This window comes from Streptomyces sp. NPDC004542, assembly GCF_040610035.1.
Taxonomy (GTDB): Bacteria; Actinomycetota; Actinomycetes; order Streptomycetales; family Streptomycetaceae; genus Streptomyces.
The window spans coordinates 27560-51831 of the sequence record NZ_JBEXLP010000005.1 but is presented as its reverse complement, the minus strand read 5'-3'; the positions used below and the strand labels follow the sequence as shown (position 1 = coordinate 51831).

The window sequence follows — 24272 nt, the reverse complement described above, 5'->3', positions numbered from 1 at the left end:
CCGCAACAGCACCAGGAGAAGCACCCCGCATGAGCACCATCACCGTCGCCCCGCTCACCACGCGGGACGCCGAGGCCCTCGTGCACACGGCCCGGGAGGCGGCCGAGGCCGCAGGAGCCACCGTGAGCGTCACCGTCCTGGACGCAGGCGGCCACCTGCTGGCCTTCCGCCGGGACGACCGGGCCGTACTGATCTCGGGCGAGACCAGCACCCGCAAGGCCTACACGGCGCTCCAGCTGAACGCCCCCACCGCCGACCTCGTGGACGCCGTCCAGCCGGGCGTCCCCTTCCACACCCTGCCCACCGCCCTGGACCGCCCGTTGCTGTTCGTCGCGGGCGGCATCCCGGTCCACCGCGACGGCCGGCTGATCGGCGCGATCGGCGTCGGCGGCGGCACGCCGGAGCAGGACCACGGCTTCGCCCGCACCGCAGCGGAGACGCTCGGCTGATCACTCACGACCGCCGTGAACGCCGGCCCCGCGATTCCGTGGTGGCCGGCGTTCCGTGTGCGGGGCGTCTCAGCCCGCTGCCACCGTCAGGGGAGCGAACCGCCGGGTCCAGTCCCCGGGCAGGTCGGTGACGCCGTAGGTCATGACGGAGTTGAAGGCGACGGACTCCATCCCGCGCTCTTTCACCCACGCCAGCAGTCCTTCGTGCCGTACGTCGATGTCGGTGCGCAGCGGGCGGTCCGTGTGGGCGGCGAGCGAGGCGACAAGGGCCTGCGCCGTCTCGGTGTCCCGGGCGATCAGCGGTCCGACCACCTGGGTCTCCATATTGGGCCAGGCACCCGCGTACCCGATGATCCGGCCGTTCTCCTCGGCGACGCGCAACTGGTCGGCGAAGGCGGGAAGCCGTGTGACGATGTGGGTGCGGTCGGCCCCGAACACCTCCTCGTCGAGCCGGAGGATCGAGGTGAGGTCCTCGGCGGCGGCCGCGCGCGTCGGGACGCCGTGCTCCGGCCCGCCCGGGGTGAAGTTCCCCATGACCATTTCCGCCCGGCCGGTGACCTTGAAGCCCAGTTCCTCGTAGAGCGGGCGGCCGTACGGCGTCGCGTGCAGGGTCAGGGGCGTGGTCCCCATCGCGGAGACGACGTGGCGCATCAGGCGGCGCCCGACGCCCCGGCGGGCATGCCGCCCGGCGACCAGGACCATGCCGAGGGCACCGAGAGCCGGGCGGTCCGGTGGGCCGTACTGCGTGACGACGCACGCGGCGACCAGTCCACCGTCGGGATCGTCGATGCCGTACCCCCGTCCGGCGACGAGGAGGAAACCCCACTTGTGTTCCTCTCGTGGCCACCCCCGGTCTTCGGACAAGTCCGCGCAGGCGGTGAGATCGCGCAGCGTCAGACGGCGAATGGGCAGAGCGTCGAGGGATGGAATCGGCACGCAGGCCAGGCTGTCCGACCAGTGCCCTGCGCGTCCACCTGTTTCGAGGTATACGCAGGTGCTTTTGGCCATGTCGCAGCCGTCCGCACAGCGCATGGACCGGCAAGGGGCGTTTCACGTGAAACGTCGGCGAACGATGAGTGTCCGGCAGGCCGGGATCTGTGCGATACCTACCAATTCATGGGCGCCGCCCGGTAATTGTGCAATCAGCTGGTTCGAGTCCGGTCCGACTCTCAAGGGGAGCGAGGAGGTGCTTGTGCGGCGGGCGGCGGCCGGTAGGGTCGACTCCGGTTCACGTCCGGAACGGAGCACATCCGTCCCGTGCGTGCCGAGAGCAGGGCGTTGCGGCCCAATGAGCCGGAAAGATCGAAGGCCCGCATTTACGGGTATGCGGGCAGAGGAATCCACTCAAGGGGGACGCCGCACACGACCGCGGGGGGAAAGCAGGCACGTTCGGATTCCGGAAGTGCGCAGACCGACCGAAAGATGTTCGAGGCGAGGCACACCATGGACGCTCCGGCCACCACGTCGGCGGACAACGACACGTCCGGCGGGAGCGGCTGGTTCACGCCGCACACGGCGCCGACCGAGCCACCGGGCGGTGGTCGGGAGACGCCCCAGAGGCGCCACGAAGGCCTCCCTCCGGCCATCGGCGGAGCTTCGGAGGCCCAGGGCGCCTCCCCGGACGCCCTCCGCATCCGCCGCACCCTGGCCGAGGTCACCCCGACGGCCGATGAGGTCACCTCGTACTTCTACGCCCTGCTCTTCGTGCGCCACCCGGAACTGCGGTCGCTGTTCCCGCCCGCGATGGACGTCCAGCGGGACCGGCTGCTGAAGGCGCTGCTGAAGGCGGCCGAGTACATCGACAACACCCCGGTTCTCGTCGACTTCCTGCAGAACCTCGGCCGCGGTCACCGCAAGTACGGCACCCGGCCCGAGCACTATCCGGCCCTCGGTGAGTGCCTGATCGGCGCGCTGAGCAGGTACACCTCGGCCGTCTGGGACGCGGAGACGGAGGCGGCCTGGGTGCGGACGTACACGAGGATGTCGCAGATCATGATCGACGCGGCGGCCGCGGACGAGCTGCGCCTGCCGGCCTGGTGGTACGCCGAGGTCGTCGCGCACGATCTCAGGACGCCGGACGTCGCGGTCCTCACGCTCCGCCCGGACCAGCCCTATCCCTTCCTCGCCGGGCAGTACACGAGCGTGGAGACACCCTGGTGGCCGCGCGTCTGGCGGCACTATTCCTTCGCCTCCGCCCCACGCAGCGACGGACTGCTGACCTTCCATGTGAAGGCCGTTCCCGCGGGCTGGGTCTCCAACGCGCTGGTGCACCGGGCCCGCCCCGGGGACGTCGTCCGGCTCGGTCCGCCCACCGGGTCGATGACCGTCGACCACACCACCGGCAGTGGTCTGCTCTGTCTCGGCGGAGGCACCGGCATAGCCCCCATCAAGGCGCTGGTCGAGGAAGTCGCCGAGCACGGCGAGCGCCGCCCCGTCGAGGTGTTCTACGGCGCCCGCACCGACCACGACCTGTACGACATCGACACCATGATGCGGATGCAGCGCAGCCATCCCTGGCTCTCCGTCCGCGCGATCGTCGACCAGCGGGCCCACCTCCAGCTCCCCGACGCCGTACGCGAGTACGGCCCGTGGACCGCGTACGACGCTTATCTCTCCGGGCCGCCCGGGATGATCCGCAGTGGCGTCGCCGCTCTCAGGGACGCCGGTATCCCGTCGGAGCGGATACGCCATGACTCGGTCGAGGAACTTCTGGTCGTCTGGAACTGATCCTCAGCCCAGATCCGGGGCGTGCATGGCCCTCACACCCTCGATGTTGCCGTCCAGGTAGTGCCGCAAGGACAGCGGGACGAGGTGGACGGAGGCGATGCCGACCCGTGTGAAGGGCACACGGACGATCTCGTACTCACCGGCGGGCTCTTCCATTTCCGGGCCGTGGCGCAGCGCGGGGTCCATGGACTCCAGCCGGCAGACGAAGAAGTGCTGCACCTTCACGCCGGTCGCGCTGCTGTTCTCGCCGATGTGCTCCACGGTGTCAACGAAGCAGGGCACCACATCGGTGATCTTGGCACCGAGTTCCTCATGCACCTCACGGTGCAGGGCGTCGACGACGGTCGTGTCGCTGGGTTCGACCCCGCCACCGGGAGTCACCCAGTAGGGATCGACACCAGGCTTGGTGCGCTTGATCAGGATCAGGTCGTCACCGTCGAGGAGGACGGCACGGGCGGTGCGCTTGACCACGGGTCGGACGGTCATGGGAGAAATGTCGCCCGGTTGGTTCCACGTGAAACATCGCATATTGCCACCGGTCGAGCGCATGGCGTGACCCCCGTGCGTCCCCAGCTCAGGTCCAGTCGGCGGCCGCGCGCTGAAGCCACTCGTGCGCCCGCGCGACATGGGGCATCGCGAGCGTGCCGGTGCGCACCACCAGGAAGTACGTCCTCAGCGGGGGCACGGCCGGCTCGTGCAGCGCGACCACGTCACCGTGCTGAAGGGCGGCGGTGCACAGATAGCGGGGCAGTACCGCCAGGCCGGCCCCGGCGGTCGCACAGGCAAGGACGGCCCGCAGATCGGGAACGATGACGGTGCCCGACGTGGAGGGGCGGGAATCGAAGACGGAGGCCCAGTATCGGGAGACGAAGGGCAGCGACTCGTGGACCTCGACCACCGGCAGGTTCTCCAGGGCGGGCGCGCCCTTGCGGCGCGGCTTCCCGGGGCCGATCCGCTCGGCCCAGCAAGGCGCGGCGACCAGGACGTGCTCCTCGTCGCACAGCGGAGTCGCCGTGAGCAGGGCGCCGCGCGGGCGGGCCGTGCTGACGACCAGATCATGATGTCCGGCGGCGAGCCCTTCCAGGATCTCCTCCGCGTTCCCGAAGGAGGCGCGCAGTGCCAGGCCCTGCCCGTCGTTCCCGGCGAGTTCGGTGAGGGCGGGGAGCGCGCGTTCCGCGGTGAACTCGGGCGGCCCGGCGAGGTGCAGTGTGCGCGACGAGAACTCCTCCTCGAGTCCGGTCTCGGCTATCTCCACGAGCGCGTCCAGATGCGGTGCCGCCTTGTGTGCGAGTTCGTCGCCGATGGTCGTGGGGGTCACCCCGCGCGCCTGCCGCAGGAACAGCGGGCGGCCCAGCTGTCTTTCCAGGGTACGGATCTGGGAGGTGACGGCCGGCTGGGAGAGACCGAGAAGCGCGGCGGCGCGGGTGAAGGAGCCGGCCCGGTGCACGGTCACGAAGGTCCGCAGCAAGGCCAGATCCATGGAACAGCCCCTCCCCTTTTCCCGGCCCTTCTCCCGTCCCCCGGACGGGGTCCAACTATAAGTAAGTCGATAGGTCTCTGTCGCTAGCGTGATTGGACACTGACGGAGAGTCAACTAGCCTGGTTCGCACGGTTCTTCGCGCGCGGAACCGGGACGGTCCGAGCCACGAGGGGGGAGGTTCGGACCGTCCGTCCCGCACGGCCGGACTCCATCGGGTACACGTCCCGCTGTCAGTCCGCCGACTCCTCCAGCGCCCGGAGCACATCCGCCACCAGGTCCTCCGGGTCCTCGGCGCCGACCGACAGCCGGATGAATCCCTCCGGCACCGCGTCTCCGCCCCAGCGGCCGCGCCGTTCGGCGGTGGAGCGGATCCCGCCGAAGCTGGTCGCCTCGTCCACGAGCCGGAGGGCGGCGAGGAAACGGTCGGCACGCGCGCGCGTGGGCAGCGTGAAGGAGACGACACACCCGTAGCGGCGCATCTGCCGCGCGGCGACCTGGTGCGCGGGGTCGTCCGGCAGCCCCGGATACCGCAGCCCGGTCACCTCGGGCCGTTCCCGCAGGGCCTCGGCGAGGGTCAGGGCGGTGGCGGTCTGCCGGTCCACCCGCAGCTGGAGCGTGGCCAGGGAGCGGTGGGCGAGCCAGGCCTCCATCGGCCCGGCGATCGCTCCGCCGATCTTGCGCCAGCGGCGCACCGCGGCCATGGCCTCGCCGCTGCGGCCGGTGACGTATCCGAGCAGGATGTCCCCGTGCCCGGTCAGCTGCTTGGTACCACTGGCCACGGAGAAGTCGGCGCCCAGTTCCAGCGGCCGCTGCCCGAGCGGCGTCGCGAGCGTGTTGTCGACGGCGACCAGGGCACCCTGCGCGTGAGCCGCGTCCACGAGCCGCCGGATGTCGCAGACGTCCAGCCCGGGATTGGCCGGCGACTCGATCCACAGCAGCCTCGCCCCGTCGAGGACCTCCAGCTGGGCGTCGCCGCCGGTGGGCGCGGTGCGCACCTCGATGCCGTACGCCTCCAGCCGGTCGCGCACCAGCGGCAGCGCCTGGTAGCCGTCGCTGGGCAGCACGACGGCGTCCCCCGTGCGCAGCTGGGAGAACAGTACGGAGGAGGTGGCGGCCATGCCGGACGGGAAGACCAGCGTCTCCACTCCGTCCCGTCCGGGGGCCTCCAGCTCGCCGATGGCGCGCTCCAGCAGGGTCCAGGTGGGGTTCTCGTCGCGGCCGTAGGTGTACGCACCCGTGGGATCGCCCGGCAGGTGGAAGTGGGCGGCGAACACGGGCCCGGGCAGGGCCGGCTCGTGCTTGACCGGCTCCGGCAGCCCGGCCCGCACCGCGCGCGTGCCCTCACCGGAGCCGGAGCGGCCGTACGCGGCGCCGCCGGGGCCCCCTGCCGCGCCCGGGCCGGTGCCGCCCGCAGTCGATTCGCTCATGCCGCCCGTCCTTCCACCTCGTGCCGTACCGCGGAGAGCAGACCGGTGCTCGCCTCCTCCACCATCTCAAGACACTCCTCGAAGCCGTCCAGGCCCCCGTAGTACGGGTCCGGTACGTCGAGGTCGTCGTCCGCGTCCGCGGCTGGTGCGTGCGAAGCACCCGTCGCGGGGCGGTGACCGGATGACGGACGGGCGTAGGAGCGCAGCAGCCGCACCTTCCGTGCGTCGTCCTCGGTGGGCGCCAGGCGGCGCAGTGCCTTGAGGTGGCCGGTGTCGAGGGCGATCACCAGGTCGAGGCGGGCGAACCAGGACGCCTGGAACCGGCGGGCGGTGTGGTCGCTGTCGTAACCGTGGCCCTCCAGGACGGAGACGGCGCGCGGGTCGGCGCCCTCGCCCTCGTGCCAGCCACCGGTTCCGGCGCTGTCGACCTCGATGAGGTCCTCCAGTCCGGCCTCCGCCACGCGCGCGCGGAAGACGGACTCGGCCATCGGGGACCGGCAGATGTTGCCGGTGCAGACGAAGCAGACGCGGTAGGTCATGGCGGGTTCAGTCCTCATCGGGCAGGACGACGTGCAGTGCCCAGGAGACGATCGAGATGATCAGGCCGCCGAGCACGGCGGTCCAGAAGCCCTCCACGTGGAAACTCAGGTCGAGCTTGTCACACACCCATGAGGTCAGCAGCAGCATGAGCGCGTTGAGGACCAGGGTGAACAGACCGAGCGTGAGGATGAACAGCGGGAAGGTCAGCACCTTGAGGATCGGCTTGACCAGCCAGTTCACCAGGCCGAAGACCAGGGCGACGGCGATCAGCGTGCCGGCCTTCTTGGCGGTGTTGTCACCGGTCAGAGTGATCTTGTCGAGCAGCCATACGGCGACCGCCAGGGCACCCGCGTTGGCGATCGTCTTGACTATGAAATTCTTCATGTGTCTGATCGTGGCAGACCTGACGGGCTGCGAGCAGTAGGGCGAGGGCGACAAGAGAATGAAGGCATTCCGGCTGGACGAACTGGAGGCGGAGCGCGCCGCAAACGAGGGTGCGTACCTCCAGTTCCTGCGCGAACGGAACATGTCGGTCGGTCTGTACGCCCTCGACGCGGGCGAGCACGACCCGCAGAAGCCGCACAACCAGGACGAGGTGTACGTCGTCGTCAGCGGCCGTGCCTCCCTCACGGTCGGCCTGGAGACCACCCAGGTGGCGCGGGGCAGCGTGGTGTACGTCCCGGCCGGGGTCGCCCACAAGTTCCACCACATCAGCGAGGACCTCAGGGTCCTGGTGGTGTTCTCTCCGCCCGAGGCGTGAAGCCGAACCCGGTGATTCCCTAGGGGAACGGTCAGGGGAGGACAAGGGATGCGCGCCCCCCGCCGGACCCGCTCGTGGACCTAGCATCGAGAGCAGGACATCCGGAGCACGACTTCGAGAGCATTCGAGAGCAAGGGACAAGGGCAATGCGAGAGATCTTCGCTGGTCTGCCGTGGTGGGTGAAGTGGGTCGCGGTGCCGGTCATCGCCCTGGTCGTGTTCGGCAGCCTGATAGCCACCCTCGTGGGGTTCGTGATCGGCCTGCTCTTCAAGGCGCTGGTCTTCGTGGCCCTGGTCGGCGGACTCATCTACGTCGTGCGGAAGTTCATGGCGGGCTCCTCGTCGCGCAGCGGGTGGTGAGCCGTCGCGGGAGCCGGTGACGGTAACAGCGGTCACCGGTTCCCTCGGGCGGGGGAAGTTTCCGGGCGAGCGGTCCGCGGGCGGTGGCGGGCGGTTAGAGTCCGGAGTTCGCCACGGGGCCCAGCCCCGGGGACGGCACGCACCCCACCCGTGTTCCTCCTGCACGGGCTGCCCCCTCGCGCTTCGGGAGTGACCTTTTGGCCACGGTCGACACCGCACCCGCGGAACCGCCCGCACCCCCCACCCAGCCCCAGCCAGATCCCGCCGCGCCTCCGGCCGGACGGCCGCACGCCGTGGCGATCCCCGAACAGCGGCAGTCCGCGACCCTGATCGGATCCGTGCAGCGCGCGATGCGCCTGCTGGAGACCGTCGCCGGTCACGAGCACGGAGCCCCCGCCAAGCAACTGGCCCGCGAGACCGGCCTCGCCCTCCCCACCGCGTACCACCTGCTGCGCACGCTGGTACACGAGGGCTATCTGCGCAGGGAGAAGGGCCTGTTCTTCCTCGGTGAGGCGGCCGAACGGCTGGGCAGCAGCGGAGCGAAGCAGAAACGTCGCAGCACGCTGGCCGGCGCGCTCGCGCACTGCCGGGACTCCCTCGGCGTACCGGTCTACTACGCCATGTACCGCGAGGGCGAGATCGAGGTCATGTGCGTCTCCGACAGTCCGGGCAACCCGGCGGTCGAGGAGTGGGCCGACTTCCGTGAGACCGGGCACGCACACGCCATCGGCCAGTGCCTGCTGTCCCAGTTGGACGAGGAGGAGCGCCGCGACCACCTCGACCGTTATCCCGTGCGGTCCCTCACGCCGTACACCGTGCGCGACGACGGCGCCCTGCTGCGGCGCCTCGAGCGGATCCGGCGGATGGAGCCGGTGACGGAGCGGCAGGAGTACGCGCTCGGCACCGTCTGCGCCGCGATCCCGATCACCGTCGGCACCACGGCTGCCACGATCGCCATCTCACTGCCGTCCCACCAGGCCGACCGGCTGCTGCCCGCGGTCCGGCAGCTTCAGGCAGAGGCCGGACGGCATCTGGGCTCGATCGCGATCTCTATCAGTATCTGAAAACTCACTCCTTGTGATCTCTCGTGTACGTTGAGCAAGATTTCCCCAGGATCAAAGGGATCATTACCGGCCAGTCGATGTCCTATGACGGGATGGGCGATGCGCGAGTCCGTACAGGCAGAAGTCATGATGAGCTTTCTCGTGTCGGAGGAGCTCTCCTTCCGCATCCCCGTGGAACTGCGGTACGAGACATGTGATCCCTATGCCGTGCGGCTGACTTTCCACCTGCCCGGAGACGCCCCGGTGACCTGGGCCTTCGGACGCGAGCTGCTCATCGACGGGGTGGGCCGACCGTGCGGCGACGGCGATGTGCGCATCGCGCCCGCCGGGCCCGAGGCGCTGGGCGAGGTGCTGATCCGGCTTCAGGTGGGAACCGACCAGGCCCTGTTCCGCTCGTCGACGCCGCCGCTGGTGGCCTTCCTCGACCGTACGGACAAGCTGGTGCCGTTGGGGCAGGAGGGGGCACTGGCCGACTTCGACGCCCACCTCGACGAGGCCCTGGACCGCATCCTGGCCGAGGAACAGAGCGCCGGCTGACGCGTCACGGCACAGGCGCCGCAAGCTCCGCCTCACCACGGGGTGTTGCAGTAACGCTTCTCCGGGGGCCGTCGGCCCCTGACGGAGCCTCACCGCTTCCGGCGCCTGCCCCGGCCGCCACGTGACGGAGCCGACGGGGCCACGGTGGCCGCGGCCGGCTCCTCTGCCGGACGATCGGCCGCCACCACCAGAGCCGCGAGGGCGGTGGTGACCGGTACGGAGGCCACCAGACCGATCGAGCCCACCAGTGTGCGTACGATCTCCTCCGCCACCAGCTCGCTGTTGGCGACCGTGCCCACGCCGCTCCGGGCGATGGAGAACAGCAGCAGCAGCGGCAGCGCGGCGCCCGCGTAGGCCAGCACGAGTGTGTTGACCACGGAGGCGATGTGGTCGCGGCCGATGCGGATGCCCGCACGGTACAGCCCTCGCCGGCTCATCGACGGATTGGCCTCGTGCAGCTCCCACACGGCCGAGGTCTGCGTCACCGTCACGTCGTCCAGGACACCGAGCGAACCGATGATGACACCGGCGAGCAGCAGACCGCTCATGTCGATCGACGGGTACAGGCCGTGGATCAGTCCGGTGCTGTCGTCCGTGTTGCCGGTGAGCGCGGCCCAGTCGATGAACAGGTTGCCGAGGACGCCGATCAGCGACAGCGAGACCAGGGTGCCGAGGACAGCCACCGAGGTACGGGCCGACAGTCCGTGGCACAGGTAGAGCGCGATCAGCATGATGGCGCTGGAGCCGATCACTGCCACGGTCAGCGGGTCCGACCCTTGCAGGATCGCGGGCAGGATGAAGAAGGTGAGGACCAGGAAGCTGACAGCCAGCGCCACCAGCGCCATGACGCCACGCATCCGCCCGACGACCACGACGGCGAGTGCGAAGATCCCGGCCAGCAGCGCCATGGGGAAGCGCCGGTTGACGTCGGTCACCGAGTACTGCAGGTCCTTGGGTGCCGAGGGTTCGTAGGCGGCCACCACCTGCTGGCCCTGGTGCAACTGCCGCGACTGGTCCGGCTGCACGATCTCCGTGAACGTACGGCCCCTGTCCTTGCCGGAATCGACCCGGATCGTCGCCTTCTTGCAGGTATCGCCCGACTTCTGCTGCGCGGCGCCGCCCTCGGCCGTGGAGGTGTCACCGGTCGAGGTGCCCCCGGAGCCGTTGACCGACCCGCAGCTGATCTCGACGACCTTGGTGACCGTGGCCTGCCGCGTCTGCCGGTCGAAGCCGACTCCCGTCCGCTCGTGCGCAGGGGCGCCGCCCGGCCAGAGCACCACGAGCCCCACCACGACCGCCGCGGTGAACGGGATCAGAACGGCCGCGATGACCTTGCGTAGATGCTGGGAGACCGGGGCCGCGGGCCCGTGGCTGTGACTGTGGGAGTGCCCGTGCCCCCCGCCGTGCCCGTGCCCCCCGCCGTGGCCGTGGCCGTGGTTGCGGTCGTGCGGCGGTTCGCCGGGCGGATATGTGGGCTGGTGCGTCGTGGTCACCGCCCGATCATTGCAAGAACGGGCGGAGGCGCACTGTTCACCGCGCCACGAATGACGCTAGCGTGGAGGCACCTTTGCACACGCGGGAGCTCGGAGCACCGGGCTGAGAGGGCGCTGACCTCCGTCTTCGCGATGTTTCACGTGGAACACCGATGGACGGAAACCGCTGCGTCGACCGCCGAACCTGTTACCGGGTAATGCCGGCGTAGGGAGTAGGTCTCATGACCAACAAGGACGCACGCACGCCTGCCTCCACGCAGCTCTCCAGCGGCGAGGAGGCCGGGAAGTCCATCGGCTGGCACAAGGGGTATGTCGAGGGTTCGCGCCCCGACCTGCGCGTGCCGGTCCGTCAGGTGCACCTGACCAACGGACAGTCGGTCACGCTGTACGACACCTCCGGCCCGTACACCGATCCACTCGTCGAAACCGACGTCCGCAGGGGTCTGCCGCCGCTGCGGGAGAACTGGATCATTGCCCGCGGCGACACCGAGGAGTACGCGGGCCGTCCCGTCCGTCCTGAGGACGACGGGATCAAGCACACCTCGCCCCGGGGCGGACTGCGCAACCTCGACGCGGTCTTCCCCGGACGCTCCCGCCAGCCGCGCAGGGGCCGGGACGGCCAGGCGGTCACCCAGCTCGCCTATGCCCGTCAAGGTGTGATCACGCCCGAGATGGAGTTCGTGGCGCTGAGGGAGAACGTCTCACCGGAGGTCGTCCGCGAGGAGATCGCGGCGGGCCGGGCCGTGTTGCCCGCCAACGTCAACCACCCGGAGATCGAGCCGATGATCATCGGCAAGCGGTTCCTGGTGAAGGTCAACGCCAACATCGGCAACTCGGCGGTGACGTCCTCCATCGAGGAGGAGGTCGAGAAGATGACCTGGGCGACCCGCTGGGGCGCCGACACGGTGATGGACCTGTCCACCGGCCGTAACATCCACACCACCCGTGAGTGGGTGCTGCGCAACTCCCCCGTCCCTATCGGCACGGTGCCGCTCTACCAGGCGCTGGAGAAGGTGGACGGCAGGGCCGAGGAACTGACCTGGGACATCTACAAGGACACGGTCATCGAACAGGCCGAGCAGGGTGTGGACTACATGACCGTCCACGCCGGAGTGCGGCTGGCGTACGTGCCGCTCACGGCCAACCGCAAGACCGGCATCGTCTCGCGCGGCGGCTCGATCATGGCGGCCTGGTGCCTGGCGCACCACAAGGAGTCGTTCCTGTACGAGAACTTCGAGGAGCTCTGCGAGATCCTCGCCGCCTACGACGTCACGTACTCGCTGGGCGACGGACTCAGGCCCGGCTCGGTCGCGGACGCCAACGACGAGGCGCAGTTCGCGGAACTCCGCACGCTCGGGGAACTCAACCGGATCGCCAGGCGTTTCGACGTACAGACCATGATCGAGGGCCCGGGTCACGTCCCGATGCACAAGATCAAGGAGAACATCGACCTTCAGCAGGAGATCTGCGATGAAGCTCCGTTCTATACGCTCGGCCCGCTGACCACGGACGTCGCACCGGCGTACGACCACATCACCTCCGGCATCGGTGCCGCGATGATCGCCTGGTGGGGCACGGCGATGCTCTGCTACGTCACGCCCAAGGAGCACTTGGGCCTGCCCAACCGTGACGACGTCAAGACCGGCGTCATCACCTACAAGATCGCCGCCCATGCGGCCGACCTCGCCAAGGGCCACCCGGGTGCCCAGGAATGGGACGACGCGCTGTCCGACGCCCGCTTCGAGTTCCGGTGGGAGGACCAGTTCAACCTCGCCCTCGACCCGGACACGGCACGGGAGTTCCACGATGAGACGCTTCCGGCCGAGCCCGCCAAGACGGCCCACTTCTGCTCCATGTGCGGGCCGAAGTTCTGCAGCATGAAGATCTCACAGGACATCAGGCGTGAACACGGCGGCAGCAAGGCCGAGATCGAGGAGGGCATGGCACAGAAGTCGAAGGAGTTCGCGGCGAGCGGGAACCGGGTGTACCTGCCGATCGCGGACTGACACGCGCGCGCGCCGCCTGTCCGGCTTGCGCCCCCGCCGGGGGCGCAAGCCGGGGATCATTCCGGCTGGTGCTCCGGGCCGCCGAAGTCCGGGCTCGTGTAGTCCGGGCTGGTGAACCTCGGGCGCGGGCCCGGGGTGGTGCCGTCGTCGGGGCTGCTGAATCCCGGCCGGTCGTAGCCGAGCCGGGGCATGCGTCCGGTCGGCGCCGGCGGGGTCATGCGGTGCGGTGTGCCGGTGCCGGGGGCGGCGAGCGCCTCCCGCAGGAAGGGCAGGATGCCGCGGTCCAGGAGCGCCTCGCGCCAGGCCTCACTGGCCCGGGCCAGTTCCTCGGTCACCTCCCCGTGGGGTCCGTCCCCGAGCGACGGGCTGTTGCGCAGGGCGGTGAGGAGCAGGCCGACGCCGGCGACCAGGATCGCGACCGCCGTCATGGCGCCGAACACCCAGCCGGTGGTGATCATCGTCTGGGCGAAGGCCGGTGCCGGGTCCAGCATCCGCAGGACGTAGCCGACGAGGAGGAAGATCGCCGCGGCGGTGCCGGCGAGGACCGGGGCGAGAACCGCGACGACGGCGACGGCGCCCGCGCCGGTGTTCTCGGCGGCCTCGCCGAGCGAGGCGGCGAGGCCCATGGGATCCGTGCCCGGCTCGGTGGATCCGGACAGGGGAACGGAGGACGGAACGGGTGGCGCCGGGCGGCGCAGTTCCTCGCGGACCTTCACATAGTGCTGGTACTCGGTCGCCGCGGCCGCCGTGATGAGTGCGGTGGCGTTCAGCGCCATGGTGCGCAGTTGCTCGTGGTTCAGCCGCTCTCCCACGGCGGCCAGTTCCGGGCGGTGTGGTGCGGAGCGCAGCGCCTCATCGAGGATCCGCTCGAATTCCTGGCGGTCCTCGTTCAGCAGGTGCTGCGGAACGCTGTTCATGTGCATCCCCCGATGCTCCGTAGGGCTTGGGGCTCGCACGTCGACGAGCCGTCGGGCAGAAACGGAGGGGAGCCTGCTACGGATAAGCCGATGGTAGAGCCGTCACGGCACGCGGTGACAGGGGGTTGCCGGAAATTGGCTGTCTGCCTGCGCGAACGCCGCCGGGGAAATCCCTGCCCGGCGAATGCTCAGTCACTCAGGGGCAGTTGCTGGACCAGCAGTTTTCCGGCCATGGTCACTCCGCCGTCCATCGCGATGGCCAGTCCGTCGGCGTAGACGTGGGGTCCCTCGACCACGGGGCCGGTGTCCTCGTCCTCGTCCTCGGAGCCGACCTCGCCCAGGAGGTAGGGGATGGGGCTGTGGCCGTGAACGATGCGGGTGCCGCCGTACGTATCGAGGAGGGAGCGCACGGCCTCGGCGCCGCCCTCGCGGAAGGAGAAGCGCTTGGTGAACTTGCGGAACAGGTCCCAGACCTCGTCCGCGTCGTTGCGGGTGATGGTCTCGTGGACGGTGTCGTTGACCGCTTCGATCGAGTCGCCGTAGTCGAGATAGGCGGTGGTGTCGGAGTGAACGAGCAGGTAGCCGTCGACCAGCTCGACGGCGTCCAGGCGGGCCATCCACTGCAGGTGGTGGTCCTGGAGACGGTCCATGTCGGTCTTCTGGCCGCCGTTGAGCAGCCAGGCCGCCTGGAAGGTGGCGGTGCCCGCGCCGGAGTTGACGGGGGTGTCGCCGAACCGCTTGGCGCCGAGCAGCAGCAGCTCGTGGTTGCCCATCAGCGCCTTGCAGTAGCCGCCGGCCGCGGCGGCCTCGGCGGACAGCCGCATGACCAGGTCGATGACGCCGATGCCGTCCGGGCCGCGGTCGGTGAAGTCACCGAGGAACCACAGCCGGGCGGCGCCCGCGCACCACTGGCCGGCGGCGTCGATCAGGCCCTTCTCCTGGAGGGCGGCGATCAGCTCGTCGAGATAGCCGTGCACGTCGCCGACGACGTACAGCGGTCCCGGGCCGACGGCGGGCTGCGCGGCCGGTGCGGGGTCGGGCTCGACGGTCACCTGGAGGGTGTCGCCACGGTTGATGACGGGAAGGTCGCGCTCCGTGGGTGTGTACCCCTCCGGGTAGGCCGCCTCATCGAGCGTGGGGACGGCGTCGCCGGGGTGGACGCTGTGCGGGTACGGACCGGTCTCGTGGACGTACGCGGGCACCCGGAAGTCGCGCAACGTCGCCGTCCGCTCCACCTCGGGTCCCTGACCGGCCCCCTGAGTCATCAGACCCCTCCACCATCGCGCCGCATCTGCACCGCATCGGACTGCCTGGTCGCAGCGGCCCGCGGTGTCGTGGGCCCATCATAGGAATGCGGATCGCGCCATGTGATGACCCAGGGGTGGTGAATCGGAGCAAGAGACCAGTTCACCGTGGCTTTCGCCCCGTTTGGGCAGGGGTTCGGCCGACTACTGATCCCGCTGCCGACCGTTTGCCGTCCCCGTTCGGGCCTCGTCCGCACAGTCCCCGGACGCTCCCCCTCCGCCGCGGCACGCGACCCGGCCGTCAGCTTCTCTCCGGTGCGCGCGGCGGGCTGACGGTCGTGCGGGGCGGCCGGGGCTGGGAGGAGGTGCGCACGATCAGCTCCGTCGGTATCACCTGCTCCACCGGGTGGTCCGACTCCACGCCCTCGATGGCGTCGATCAGCAACTGGACCACGGCCGTGCCGATGCGGCGGGGCTTGAGGGAGAGCGTGGTGATGGGCGGCTCGGTGCTGGCGTACACGGTGGACTCGCTGCAGCAGACCAGGAGCAGGTCGTCCGGGACGCGCAGGCCGTAGCGGCGGGCGGCGGCGAGCAGGTCGGTGCCGTTCGGGTCGAACAGGCCGTAGACGGCGTCCGGGCGGTCGGGCCGGGCGAGCAGCCGGTCGGCGGCGACGGCGCCGGCGCAGGGGTCGTGTGCCGGGTAGGCCTCGTACACCGGGTCCTGGCCGACCCGCTGGCACCAGTTCAGGTAGGCGGTGGTCGACAGGTGGGTGTAGGTGTCCGTGGTCGTTCCGGTGAGCAGGCCGATCCGGCGGGCCCCGGCGGCGGCGAGGTGGTCGAGGATGCCGAGGACGGCGGCCTCGTGGTCGTTGTCCACCCAGGCGGTGACCGGGAGGGCTCCGGCGGGACGGCCGTCCGAGACGACCGGCAGGCCCTGCCGGACCAGCTCGCTGACCACGGGATCCTGGTCGGAGGGGTCGATGACGACCGTGCCGTCCAGGGCGACGTTCGACCACACGTCGTGGCGGGAGGTCGCGGGCAGGATCACGAGGGCGTAGCCGCGGGCGAGCGCGGCCGAGGTGGCCGCGCGGGCCATCTCGGCGAAGTACGCGAACTCGGTGAAGGTGAAAGGTTCATCCCCGTACGTCGTCACGGTCAGGCCGATCAGTCCGGACTTGCCGGTACGGAGGGTCCGGGCGGCGGCCGAGGGGCGGTACCCCAGCCGGTCGGCGACCTCGCGGACGTGGCGGCGGGTGGCCTCCGGGAGCCTGCCCTTGCCGTTGAGGGCGTCGGAGACGGTCGTGATGGAGACCCCGGCGGCGGCGGCGACGTCTCTGATGCCCGCCCGGCCCGGCCGGCTGCCTCGACGTGAGGTTTCCGCGCGGCTCACCTGGTGCTTCCCTGCTGCTGTCATGGCGAGCCGATAGTAGGGCTCATGCGGTGGGGTGGTGCGGACGCATATGCACGCGTTGACAGGCACGTTTCTGCATGGTTATACGAGGTTAACTACCTTAGAAACAAAGGTAGTTCAACGTTCTAGGGGCAAGACGTGGCGTGTCGGCGCACATGGGCCTGCCAAGTGTCCGATGTTTCGAAGAGGTCTCAACTCACCTTCACGGGTGATGCGCGCCAGGGCGCGAGCCACCCGCGCATAGATATATGTGCGGCACGCCCCCCGATACGTACGCCTTGGGGCGGTGATGCCCGTGATGCCGGTGGGGCCAAGAGGGATGTCCGGCCAGACGTACGAGGTCGTCGCCCGGCTGTACGCAGAAACCCTCGATCCTCATAAGGTGAGGAGCATGGGAAGCCGGCGGCGCTGATGGTCCGCCGGTGGTCGCGAGGAGGACTGCGGTGAGCGAGACGAGCCCCAAGCTGCGCGCCGAGCTGGAGGGGATCCCCACCTACAAGCCGGGCAGGCCCGCGGCGGCCGGTGGGCCGGTCGCGTACAAGCTGTCCTCCAACGAGAACCCCTACCCGCCGCTGCCCGGGGTGATGGAGACCGTGACCGCGGCGGCCTCCTCCTTCAACCGCTATCCGGACATGGCGTGCTCCGGCCTGATGGACGAGCTGTCGGAGCGCTTCGGCGTGCCGGTCTCCCACCTGGCCACCGGCACCGGTTCCGTGGGCGTCGCTCAGCAGCTGGTCCAGGCCACCAGCGGGCCGGGCGACGAGGTGGTCTACGCCTGGCGCTCCTTCGAGGCGTACCCGATCATCGCGCAGATCAGCGGGGCGCGGTCGGTGCAGGTGCCGCTCACGCCGGGCGACGTGCACGACCTGGACGCGATGGCGGACGCGATCACCGACCGCACCCGCCTGGTCTTCGTCTGCAACCCCAACAACCCGACGGGCACCGTCGTGCGGCGGGCCGAGCTGGAGCGCTTCCTCGACCGGGTGCCCGGTGATGTGCTGGTGGTGCTGGACGAGGCCTACCGGGAGTTCATCCGGGACCCTGAGGTGCCCGACGGTGTCGAGTTCTACCGGAGCCGGCCGAACGTCTGCGTGCTGCGGACCTTCTCCAAGGCGTACGGCCTGGCCGGATTGCGGGTCGGCTTCGCGATCGCCCACGAGCCGGTGGCGGCGGCGCTGCGGAAGACGGCGGTCCCCTTCGGCGTGAGCCAGCTGGCGCAGGAGGCGGCGATCGCCTCGCTGCGCGCGGAGGACGAGCTGCTCGGCCGGGTCGGCTCCCTGGTCTGCGAGCGCAACCGCGTGGTCGGCGCGCTGCGCGCCCAGGGCTGGACCGTGCCCGAGACCCAGGCCAACTTCGTGTGGCTGCGGCTGGGGGAGCGCACGGTCGCGTTCGCGGAGGCCTGTGAGCAGCACGGGGTCGTGGTCCGGCCGTTCCCGGGCGAGGGAGTGCGGGTGACCGTCGGCGAGACCGAGGCGAACGACATCTTCGTCAAGGTGGCGGAGGCCTTCCGCAAGGAGTCCTAGACGGTCCTAGACGTCCATGGGCCGACCGGGTCCTGCTGGGTGGGACCGGTCGGCCCCGGACGAGGGACCCCCCGCCTCTCCGGCGTCGAACGGCTATGCGGCATAATACTTGTGAATGTGAACGCATTCACAAGCTTGTCTAGTAAGGAGGCCGGCGACGTGGAGTTGGCTTTGGCGCCGGAGACGCTGGCGCGATGGCAGTTCGGCATCACCACCGTCTACCACTTCCTGTTCGTCCCCCTGACGATCTCACTGGCCGCCCTCACGGCCGGGCTGCAGACGGCGTGGGTGCGCACGGAGAAGGAGAAGTACCTCAAGGCCACGAAGTTCTGGGGCAAACTCTTCCTGATCAACATCGCGATGGGAGTCGTCACCGGCATCGTGCAGGAGTTCCAGTTCGGCATGAACTGGTCCGACTACTCGCGCTTCGTCGGCGACATCTTCGGCGCCCCGCTGGCCTTCGAGGCCCTGATCGCGTTCTTCTTCGAGTCCACCTTCATCGGCCTGTGGATCTTCGGCTGGGACAAGCTGCCCAAGAAGATCCATCTGGCCTGCATCTGGATGGTCTCCGTCGGCACGATCCTGTCGGCGTACTTCATCCTCGCGGCCAACTCGTGGATGCAGCACCCCGTCGGCTACCGCATCAACAAGGCCAAGGGCCGCGCGGAGCTCACCGACTTCTGGGCGGTGCTGACCCAGAACACCGCGCTCAGCCAGGCCTTCCACACCCTCTCCGCGGCCTTCCTGACCGGCGGTGCCTTCATGGTCGGCATCGCCGCCTACCACCTCAGCCGCAAGAAGCACGTCCGGGAGATGAAGACCTCGCTGCGGCTCGGTCTGGTCACGGTCGTCATCGCGGGTCTGCTCACCGCGGTCAGCGGTGACGTCCTCGGCAAGGTGATGTTCAAGCAGCAGCCGATGAAGATGGCGGCCGCCGAGGCGCTGTGGGACGGCCAGGAGCCGGCGCCGTTCTCGATCTTCGCCTACGGCGACGTCGAGAAGGGCCACAACACCGTGGCCGTCGAGATCCCCGGCCTGCTGTCCTTCCTCGCCAACGACGACTTCACCTCGTACGTGCCCGGCATCAACGACGTGAACAAGGCCGAGCAGCAGAAGTTCGGCCCCGGCGACTACCGGCCCAACATCCCCGTCACCTTCTGGGGCTTCCGCTGGATGATCGGCTTCGGCATGGCGTCCTTCGCCATCGGCCTGGCCGGACTGTGGCTGACCCGCAGGAAGTTCCTGCTGCCGCAGCACCTGCGGGTGGGCGACGACGAGGTGCCGCATCTGGCCCTGCTCCCCAACAAGGCGCTCGCCCCCAAGCTCACCACCTGGTACTGGCGCATCGCGGTCTGGACGCTGGCCTTCCCGCTGATCGCCAACTCCTGGGGCTGGATCTTCACCGAGATGGGCCGTCAGCCGTGGGCCGTCTACGGCGTCCTGCAGACCCGCCAGGCCGTCTCCCCCGGTGTCTCCCAGGGCGAGGTCCTCACCTCGATGCTCGTCTTCACCGCGCTGTACGCCGTCCTCGCCGTCGTCGAGGTCAAACTGCTCGCGAAGTACGTCAAGGCCGGGCCGCCCGAGCTCACCGAGGACGACCTCAACCCGCCCACGAAGATCGGCGGCGACACCCGTGACGCCGACAAGCCGATGGCCTTCTCGTACTAGGCCTCGGGCCAAGGGAGCTGCACTGTCATGGAACTGCACGACGTCTGGTTCGTCCTGATCGCCGTCCTGTGGACCGGCTACTTCTTCCTCGAAGGCTTCGACTTCGGGGTCGGCATCCTCACCAAGCTGCTTGCCCGTGACCGTCCCGAGCGGCGGGTGCTGATCAACACCATCGGCCCCGTCTGGGACGGCAACGAGGTGTGGCTGCTGACGGCGGGCGGCGCGACCTTCGCCGCCTTTCCCGAGTGGTACGCCACGCTGTTCTCCGGCTTCTACCTGCCGCTGCTGATCATCCTGGTCTGCCTGATCGTCCGGGGCGTCGCCTTCGAGTACCGGGCCAAGCGGCCCGAGGAGGACTGGCAGCGCAACTGGGAGACGGCGATCTTCTGGACCTCGCTGATCCCCGCCTTCCTGTGGGGCGTGGCCTTCGGCAACATCGTGCGAGGCGTGAAGATCGACCAGAACTTCGAGTACACCGGGAACCTGCTGGACCTGCTCAACCCGTACGCGCTGCTCGGCGGGCTGGTGACGCTGACCCTGTTCACCTTCCACGGAGCGGTGTTCACGGCGCTGAAGACCGTCGGCGACATCCGGGAGCGGGCGCGGAGCCTGGCCCTGCGGGTCGGCTCGGCAACGGCCGTCCTCGCGCTGGTCTTCCTCCTGTGGACGCAGATCGACAGCGGCGACGGCAAGAGCCTGGTCGCCCTGGCCGTCGCCGTCGCGGCGCTGGTCGCGGCGCTCGTGGCCAACCAGAGAGGGCGTGAGGGCTGGTCGTTCGCCCTGTCCGGGATCACGATCGTCGCCGCGGTGGCGATGCTCTTCCTGTCGCTCTTCCCGAACGTCATGCCGTCCACGCTCAACGGGGACTGGAGCCTGACCGTCACCAACGCCTCGTCCAGCCCGTACACCCTGAAGATCATGACCTGGTGTGCGGCGATCGCCACGCCGATCGTGCTGCTGTACCAGGGGTGGACCTACTGGGTCTTCCGGAAGCGGATCGGGACCCAGCACCTTGCTGAATCAGTGCACTGAGGTGTGTTTCACGTGAAACCGATCGATCCGCGTCTCCTCCGGTACGCCCGGGCCACCCGGCTCTTCCTGGTGGCCGTCGTCGGCCTGGGCGCTGCCGGGGCGGGGCTGGTCATCGCCCAGGCCATGCTCATCGCCGAGGTGGTGGTCGGCGCCTTCCAGCAGGGCCGGTCCGCCGCTGAACTGAGCACTCCCCTGCTGCTGCTGGCGGGCGTGGCGGCCGGCCGTGCCCTGGTCTCCTGGCTCACCGAACTGGCCGCGCACCGGGCCAGTGCGGCGGTGAAGTCGGAACTGCGCGGGCGGCTCCTCGAGCGGGCGGCGGCACTCGGTCCCGGGTGGCTCAGCGGGCAGCGGACCGGCTCGCTGGTCACGCTGGCCACCCGGGGCGTCGATGCCCTGGACGACTACTTCTCGCGCTATCTGCCGCAGTTGGGGCTCGCCGTGGTGGTACCGGTCGCGGTGCTGGCGCGGATCGTCACCGAGGACTGGGTGTCGGCGGCCATCATCGTCGGCACGCTGCCGCTCATTCCGCTCTTCATGATGCTGATCGGCTGGGCCACCCAGTCCCGCATGGACCGTCAGTGGCGGCTGCTCTCCCGGCTCTCGGGGCACTTCCTGGACGTCGTGGCCGGGCTGCCCACGCTGAAGGTCTTCGGGCGCGCCAAGGCACAGGCCGAGTCCATCCGGCGTATCACCGGCGCCTACCGGCAGGCGACGATGCGGACCCTGCGCATCGCCTTCATCTCCTCCTTCGCGCTGGAACTGCTCGCCACGCTCTCCGTCGCGCTGGTCGCCGTCACGATCGGCATGCGGCTGGTCCACGGCGACATGGACCTGTACATCGGTCTGGTCATCCTGGTGCTGGCGCCGGAGGCGTACCTGCCGCTGCGCCAGGTCGGCGCGCAGTACCACGCGGCGGCGGAGGGGCTCGCTGCGGCCGAGGACATCTTCGCCGTGCTGGAGACGCCCGTCCCGGCGGCCGGGAACGGTGCGGTGCCGTCGGGTGCGGCGGCCCTCGAGCTGGCCTTCGAGGGCGTGACCGTCCGTTATCCGGGACGTTCCGCGGACGCCGTGACGGATGTGTCCTTCACGGTCGCACCCGGGGAGACGGTGGCACTGGTCGGACCGAGCGGCGCGGGCAAGTCGACGCTGCTGGACGTGCTGCTGGGGTTCGTGCGGCCGGACGCGGGCCAGGTGCGGATCGGGGGAGCCGATCTCGCCGGCCTCGACCCCGGGCAGTGGCGGTCACGGATCGCGTGGGTGCCGCAGCGGCCGCACCTGTACGCCGGAACGATCGCGGAGAACGTACGGCTGGCCCGCCCGGGCGCCGACGAGGACGCGGTCCGCCGGGCGCTGCGGGACGCGGGGGCGCTGGAGTTCGTGGACGCGCTGCCCGAGGGTGTCGCGACGGTGCTCGGGGAGGACGGGGCCGGGCTGTCGGCCGGCCAGCGCCAGCGCCTCGCGCTGGCCCGGGCCTTCCTCGCCGACCGGCCCGTGCTGCTGCTGGACGAGCCGACCGCCGCGCTGGACGGCGCGACGGAGGCCGACGTGGTGGCGGCGGTCCGGCGGCTGGCCGTGGGGCGGACCGTGCTGCTGGTGGTGCACCGGCCGGCGCTGCTGGACGTGGCGGACCGGGTGGTGCGCCTGGCGGAGGCCGAGCCTCCCGTGTCCGCCGTGCCTGCTGTGTCCGCCATGCCTGCCGTGTCTGCTGTGTCCCCCGCTTCGCCCGTGCCCCTGGCCCCCCGCTCGCGGACCTCCACGGCGACGGGGACCGGACCGGCACCGGACGCCGCCCCCACGGAGGACGGGCCGGAGGCGCACCCCGCGGTATCCTCGGGGAACGTCCTCGGCCGTGTCCGTGCCCTCGCCGGCCCGCGCCGCGCCCGGCTCGCGCTGGCGCTCCTGCTCGGGGCCCTGGCGCTCGGCAGTGCCGTGGGGCTGATGGCGACCTCGGGGTGGCTCATCTCCCGGGCCTCGCAACAGCCGCCCGTGCTGTACCTGATGGTGGCCGTGACGGCCACGCGGGCCTTCGGGATCGGGCGGGCGGTGTTCCGTTACGCGGAGCGGCTGGTGTCGCACGACGCCGTGCTGCGAATGCTGGCCGACACCCGGGTCGCCGTGTACCGGCGGCTGGAGCGGCTCGCCCCGGCCGGGCTGCGGCGGACCCGGCGCGGCGACCTGCTCACCCGGCTGGTCACCGACGTGGACGCGCTGCAGGACTACTGGCTGCGCTGGCTGCTGCCGGCCGGCATCGCGGCGGCCGTCTCCGCCGCCTCCGTCGGCTTCACCGCCTGGCTGCTGCCCGAGGCCGGCGCCGCGCTCGCCGTGGGACTGCTCGCGGCCGGGGCCGGGGTGCCGCTGCTGACCGCTGCCGTGGCCCGGCGGGCCGAGCGGCGGCTGGCGCCCGCCCGAGGAGTGCTCGCGACCCGGGTGACCGACCTGCTGACCGGCACCGCCGAGCTGACCGTCGCCGGTGCTCTGCCCGCCCGTACGGACGAGGCGCGGCGGGCCGACGGCACCCTCACCTGGATCGCGCGGCGCGCCGCCGCCGCCACCGCGCTCGGTGACGGGCTCACCGCGCTGTGCTCCGGCCTGACCGTCACCGCCGCCGCCCTGCTGGGCGCCCAGGCGGTGGCCGCGGGCCGGCTGAGCGGCGTGGCGATGGCCGTGGTCGTCCTGACGCCGCTGGCTGCCTTCGAGGCCGTACTGGGCATGCCGCTCGCCGTGCGGTACCGGCAGCGGGTGCGCCGCAGCGCGGAGCGCGTGTACGAGGTGCTGGACGCGCCCGAGCCCGTACGGGAGCCGGAACGGCCCCGGCAGGCGCCCGCGTCACCGTTCCCGGTCGTCCTCGAGGGGCTGGCCGCCCGCTACCCGGGAGCGGGCCGGGACGCGCTCGCCGGGCTGGACCTGACGCTCGCCGAGGGGCGGCGCGTGGCCGTCGTCGGACCGTCCGGGTCCGGCAAGACGACGCTCGCCCAGGTGCTGCTGCGGTTCCTCGATCCGCGGGCGGGCTCCTGGACGCTGGCGGGTGTCGACGCCCGCGCGCTCGACGGCGACGACGTGCGGCGGCTGGTCGGGCTGTGCGCGCAGGACGCGCACCTCTTCGACAGCTCCGTGCGCGAGAACCTGCTGCTGGCGAAGAGGGACGCCACCGAGGCGGAGCTGCGGGACGTCCTCGCGCGGGCCCGGCTGCTCGACTGGGTGGACGGACTGCCCCACGGGCTCGACACGCTGATCGGCGAGTACGGGGCGCGGCTGTCGGGCGGACAGCGGCAGCGGCTGGCGCTGGCCCGCGCGCTGCTGGCCGACTTCCCGGTGCTGGTGCTCGACGAGCCCGCCGAGCACCTGGACCTGCCGACGGCCGACGCGCTCACCGCCGATCTGCTGGCCGCCACCGAGGGCCGCACGACCCTGCTCATCACGCACCGGCTGGCCGGACTGGAGGCCGTGGACGAGGTGGTCGTGCTGGACGAGGGGCGGGTGGTGCAGCGGGGGCCGTACGCCGAGCTGGCCGCCGTGGCCGGTCCGCTGCGCCGGATGGCTCGGCGGGAGGCGGGGGCGGAGGCGTCGGCGGGGGAGGCGTCGGCGGAGGAGGTGGAGGCGGCGGCCGGTGTCCGCTGACATCCGGCGCCCCGCCC

General features: G+C 70.6%; 21 protein-coding genes and 1 riboswitch. Of the genes, 11 read left to right on the top strand and 10 right to left on the bottom strand.

The window, feature by feature from the left end; all coding sequences use genetic code 11:
* The first annotated feature begins 29 nt into the window (after positions 1 to 29).
* Entirely contained in the window at positions 30 to 449 is a 420-nt protein-coding gene (locus tag ABZX30_RS04760; RefSeq protein WP_355928828.1) for a heme-binding protein, read from the top strand.
* 69 nt (positions 450 to 518) lie between these two features.
* On the opposite strand, the gene ABZX30_RS04755 is transcribed toward ABZX30_RS04760, so the two are convergent.
* Positions 519 to 1385: a GNAT family N-acetyltransferase gene (locus ABZX30_RS04755; protein WP_355928825.1), complete on the bottom strand. Its 867-nt coding sequence runs from the start codon at positions 1383 to 1385 to the stop codon at positions 519 to 521.
* 486 nt (positions 1386 to 1871) lie between these two features.
* Between ABZX30_RS04755 and ABZX30_RS04750 the strand changes: the two genes are divergently transcribed.
* Positions 1872 to 3176: a globin domain-containing protein gene (locus tag ABZX30_RS04750; protein WP_355928822.1), complete on the top strand. Its 1305-nt coding sequence runs from the start codon at positions 1872 to 1874 to the stop codon at positions 3174 to 3176.
* A gap of 3 nt (positions 3177 to 3179) precedes the next feature.
* Here ABZX30_RS04750 and ABZX30_RS04745 read toward each other — a convergent pair whose 3' ends face one another.
* The 5 genes from ABZX30_RS04745 to ABZX30_RS04725 form a co-directional block, all read right to left on the bottom strand.
* On the bottom strand, positions 3180 to 3662 hold the full coding sequence (locus tag ABZX30_RS04745; protein WP_355928819.1) for an NUDIX hydrolase: 483 nt from the start codon (positions 3660 to 3662) through the stop codon (positions 3180 to 3182).
* A gap of 88 nt (positions 3663 to 3750) precedes the next feature.
* Positions 3751 to 4656 carry a LysR family transcriptional regulator gene (locus ABZX30_RS04740; protein WP_355928816.1) on the bottom strand — a complete coding sequence of 302 codons (906 nt, stop codon included), beginning with the start codon at positions 4654 to 4656 and terminating at the stop codon, positions 3751 to 3753.
* A gap of 230 nt (positions 4657 to 4886) precedes the next feature.
* Positions 4887 to 6083 (bottom strand): cystathionine gamma-lyase, encoded by a 1197-nt coding sequence (locus tag ABZX30_RS04735; protein WP_355928813.1) that lies wholly within the window; start codon positions 6081 to 6083, stop codon positions 4887 to 4889.
* On the bottom strand, positions 6080 to 6622 hold the full coding sequence (locus ABZX30_RS04730) for a low molecular weight protein-tyrosine-phosphatase (protein ID WP_355928810.1): 543 nt from the start codon (positions 6620 to 6622) through the stop codon (positions 6080 to 6082). Before ABZX30_RS04730 ends, ABZX30_RS04735 begins: the two co-directional genes overlap by 4 nt.
* 7 nt (positions 6623 to 6629) lie before the next feature.
* Positions 6630 to 7007, bottom strand: a complete 378-nt coding sequence (locus tag ABZX30_RS04725) for a phage holin family protein (RefSeq protein WP_355928807.1) — start codon at positions 7005 to 7007, stop codon at positions 6630 to 6632.
* 58 nt (positions 7008 to 7065) lie between these two features.
* Between ABZX30_RS04725 and ABZX30_RS04720 the strand changes: the two genes are divergently transcribed.
* The 4 genes from ABZX30_RS04720 to ABZX30_RS04705 all read left to right on the top strand — a co-directional run bounded on the left by ABZX30_RS04720 (position 7066) and on the right by ABZX30_RS04705 (position 9343).
* Entirely contained in the window at positions 7066 to 7383 is a 318-nt protein-coding gene (locus ABZX30_RS04720) for a cupin domain-containing protein (RefSeq protein WP_355928804.1), read from the top strand.
* Between the two features lie 146 nt (positions 7384 to 7529).
* Positions 7530 to 7742, top strand: a complete 213-nt coding sequence (locus ABZX30_RS04715) for a DUF5326 family protein (protein WP_355928801.1) — start codon at positions 7530 to 7532, stop codon at positions 7740 to 7742.
* Positions 7743 to 7939: 197 nt separating this feature from the next.
* Positions 7940 to 8806: an IclR family transcriptional regulator C-terminal domain-containing protein gene (locus tag ABZX30_RS04710; RefSeq protein ID WP_355928799.1), complete on the top strand. Its 867-nt coding sequence runs from the start codon at positions 7940 to 7942 to the stop codon at positions 8804 to 8806.
* 99 nt (positions 8807 to 8905) lie between these two features.
* A complete protein-coding gene (locus tag ABZX30_RS04705; RefSeq protein ID WP_132855168.1) occupies positions 8906 to 9343 on the top strand; it encodes an SsgA family sporulation/cell division regulator in 438 nt (145 codons plus the stop codon).
* A gap of 89 nt (positions 9344 to 9432) precedes the next feature.
* On the opposite strand, the gene ABZX30_RS04700 is transcribed toward ABZX30_RS04705, so the two are convergent.
* Positions 9433 to 10836, bottom strand: a complete 1404-nt coding sequence (locus ABZX30_RS04700) for a YibE/F family protein (protein ID WP_355928796.1) — start codon at positions 10834 to 10836, stop codon at positions 9433 to 9435.
* Between the two features lie 72 nt (positions 10837 to 10908).
* Positions 10909 to 11065, top strand: a riboswitch (TPP riboswitch).
* On the opposite strand from ABZX30_RS04700, the gene thiC reads away from it, so the two are divergent.
* Positions 11058 to 12842, top strand: a complete 1785-nt coding sequence (gene thiC / locus ABZX30_RS04695) for a phosphomethylpyrimidine synthase ThiC (protein WP_355928793.1) — start codon at positions 11058 to 11060, stop codon at positions 12840 to 12842. (Overlaps the previous riboswitch by 8 nt.)
* A gap of 56 nt (positions 12843 to 12898) precedes the next feature.
* Here the strand turns inward: thiC and ABZX30_RS04690 are convergent, their stop codons facing one another.
* The 3 genes from ABZX30_RS04690 to ABZX30_RS04680 all read right to left on the bottom strand — a co-directional run bounded on the left by ABZX30_RS04690 (position 12899) and on the right by ABZX30_RS04680 (position 16417).
* Positions 12899 to 13765 (bottom strand): hypothetical protein, encoded by an 867-nt coding sequence (locus ABZX30_RS04690; RefSeq protein WP_355928791.1) that lies wholly within the window; start codon positions 13763 to 13765, stop codon positions 12899 to 12901.
* 182 nt (positions 13766 to 13947) lie between these two features.
* Positions 13948 to 15024, bottom strand: coding sequence for a metallophosphoesterase (locus tag ABZX30_RS04685; RefSeq protein ID WP_355928788.1), 1077 nt, complete (start codon positions 15022 to 15024; stop codon positions 13948 to 13950).
* A gap of 280 nt (positions 15025 to 15304) precedes the next feature.
* Complete coding sequence (locus tag ABZX30_RS04680) at positions 15305 to 16417, bottom strand: LacI family DNA-binding transcriptional regulator (RefSeq protein WP_355928786.1); 1113 nt, start codon at positions 16415 to 16417, stop codon at positions 15305 to 15307.
* Between the two features lie 440 nt (positions 16418 to 16857).
* Here ABZX30_RS04680 and hisC point away from each other — a divergent pair, with 440 nt between their 5' ends.
* From hisC to cydD, 4 genes are all read left to right on the top strand, one after another.
* Positions 16858 to 17937: a histidinol-phosphate transaminase gene (gene hisC / locus ABZX30_RS04675; protein ID WP_355928784.1), complete on the top strand. Its 1080-nt coding sequence runs from the start codon at positions 16858 to 16860 to the stop codon at positions 17935 to 17937.
* 159 nt (positions 17938 to 18096) lie between these two features.
* Complete coding sequence (locus tag ABZX30_RS04670) at positions 18097 to 19605, top strand: cytochrome ubiquinol oxidase subunit I (RefSeq protein WP_355928781.1); 1509 nt, start codon at positions 18097 to 18099, stop codon at positions 19603 to 19605.
* Positions 19606 to 19632: 27 nt separating this feature from the next.
* Positions 19633 to 20637 carry a cytochrome d ubiquinol oxidase subunit II gene (cydB, locus tag ABZX30_RS04665; protein ID WP_355928779.1) on the top strand — a complete coding sequence of 335 codons (1005 nt, stop codon included), beginning with the start codon at positions 19633 to 19635 and terminating at the stop codon, positions 20635 to 20637.
* 12 nt (positions 20638 to 20649) lie between these two features.
* The gene (gene cydD, locus ABZX30_RS04660) at positions 20650 to 24255 is read left to right on the top strand and encodes a thiol reductant ABC exporter subunit CydD (RefSeq protein ID WP_355928777.1); all 3606 of its coding nucleotides are present in this window, start codon (positions 20650 to 20652) and stop codon (positions 24253 to 24255) included.
* Positions 24256 to 24272 lie beyond the last annotated feature (17 nt).